At 53.4% G+C, this 2500-nt stretch carries 1 rRNA gene (running past one end of the window); it reads right to left on the reverse strand.

The features are described from left to right. Positions 1–131: 131 nt before the first annotated feature. Positions 132–2500 (reverse strand): 23S ribosomal RNA (locus EJ076_RS32600); it runs 453 nt beyond the window's last position.

Below are 2500 nucleotides of genomic sequence, written 5' to 3' on the forward strand. Positions count from 1 at the left end.
AGAAGCTGTTTCTAGCGATTGGCCGCAACATAGCATCAGGCGTAAGGCCTGGGGCTCTGTCGGAGCTTTTCGCTGGTCTTTGTCGTGCCTGTCATCCTCCATTTCTGGAGCGATGAGCATAAGGAATGAGAACGATCAAGCCGATCGAACTATTAGTACCGGTAAGCTTCAAGCGTTGCCGCTCTTCCACACCCGGCCTATCAACGTGGTCGTCTTCCACGGTTCTCAGGGAATACTCGTTTTAAGGTGGGTTTCCCGCTTAGATGCCTTCAGCGGTTATCCCGTCCGGATATAGCTACCCTGCTATGCGGCTGGCGCCACAACAGGTCCACCAGAGATCCGTCCATCCCGGTCCTCTCGTACTAGGGACAGATCCTTTCAATATTCCTACACCCACGGCAGATAGGGACCGAACTGTCTCACGACGTTCTGAACCCAACTCACGTACCGCTTTAAATGGCGAACAGCCATACCCTTGGGACCTGCTCCAGCCCCAGGATGCGATGAGTCGACATCGAGGTGCCAAACAACCCCGTCGATATGGACTCTTGGGGGTCATCAGCCTGTTATCCCCGGCGTACCTTTTATCCGTTGAGCGATGGCCCTTCCACGCGGGACCACCGGATCACTATGACCGACTTTCGTCTCTGCTCGACTTGTCAGTCTCGCAGTCAGGCAGGCTTATGCCATTGCACTCAGCGAACGATTTCCGACCGTTCTGAGCCCACCATCGCGCGCCTCCGTTACTCTTTAGGAGGCGACCGCCCCAGTCAAACTACCCACCATACATTGTCCCGGACCCGGATAACGGGCCGCGGTTAGACATCCATAGTAATAAGGGTGGTATTTCAAGGGTGGCTCCACCTGAGCTGGCGCCCAGGTTTCAAAGCCTACCACCTATCCTACACATGCCACTACGAATGCCAATGTAAAGCTATAGTAAAGGTGCACGGGGTCTTTCCGTCTAACCGCAGGAACCCCGCATCTTCACGGGGAATTCAATTTCACTGAGTCTATGCTGGAGACAGCGGGGAAGTCGTTACGCCATTCGTGCAGGTCGGAACTTACCCGACAAGGAATTTCGCTACCTTAGGACCGTTATAGTTACGGCCGCCGTTTACTGGGGCTTCGATTCAGAGCTTGCACCCCTCCTCTTAACCTTCCAGCACCGGGCAGGCGTCAGACCCTATACGTCGTCTTGCGACTTCGCAGAGCCCTGTGTTTTTGATAAACAGTCGCTACCCCCTGGTCTGTGCCACCCTCCTCTACTTGCGTAGAAAAGGGTCACGCTTCTTCCGAAGTTACGCGTGCAATTTGCCGAGTTCCTTCAGCATAGTTCTCTCAAGCGCCTTGGTATACTCTACCAGACCACCAGTGTCGGTTTCGGGTACGGTTTATAAGGAGGAGCTATTTCCTGGAACCACGCAGCAGCCCGTTCAATCCGATAAGATTGGACTACCTCAATGATCCGTCACTACCTCCAAGCCCACGAATATTAACGTGGTTCCCATCGACTACGCGTTTCCGCCTCGTCTTAGGGGCCGGCTAACCCTGCTCAGATTAGCTTTAAGCAGGAACCCTTGGTCTTTCGGCGGGGGAGTCTCTCACTCCCCTTACGTTACTCATGTCAGCATTCGCACTTCTGATACCTCCACCACCCCTCACGGGTATGGCTTCATCAGCTTACAGAACGCTCCGCTACCGCTTGGCCCTTGCGGACCAAACCCTAAGCTTCGGTGTATGGCTTTAGCCCCGTTACATTTTCGGCGCAAAGACCCTTATTTAGACCAGTGAGCTGTTACGCTTTCTTTAAATGATGGCTGCTTCTAAGCCAACATCCTGGTTGTTTTGGGATCCTCACATCCTTTCCCACTTAGCCATAACTTGGGGACCTTAGCTGTAGGTCAGGGTTGTTTCCCTTTTCACGACGGACGTTAGCACCCGCCGTGTGTCTGCCGACTAGTACTCCCAGGTATTCGGAGTTTGGTTAGGTTTGGTAATCCGGTGAGGACCCCTAGCCCATCCAGTGCTCTACCCCCTGGGGTATTCGGTCGACGCTCTACCTAAATAGATTTCGCGGAGAACCAGCTATTTCCGAGTTTGATTGGCCTTTCACCCCTAGCCACAAGTCATCCCGAACTATTGCAACAGTTATGGGTTCGGTCCTCCAGTAAGTGTTACCTTACCTTCAACCTGCTCATGGCTAGATCACTCGGTTTCGGGTCTAATGCGACGAACTGAACGCCCTATTCAGACTCGCTTTCGCTGCGCCTACACCTAGCGGTTTAAGCTTGCTCGTCACACTAAGTCGCTGACCCATTATACAAAAGGTACGTGGTCACCCAGGACGAACCTTGGGCTTCCACTGTTTGTAGGCAATCGGTTTCAGGTACTCTTTCACTCCCCTTGTCGGGGTGCTTTTCACCTTTCCCTCACGGTACTAGTTCGCTATCGGTCATGCACGAGTACTTAGGCTTGGAGGGTGGTCCCCCCAATTTCA

This window comes from Mesorhizobium sp. M7D.F.Ca.US.005.01.1.1, from assembly GCF_003952545.1.
GTDB classification, from domain to species: Bacteria; Pseudomonadota; Alphaproteobacteria; order Rhizobiales; family Rhizobiaceae; genus Mesorhizobium; species Mesorhizobium loti.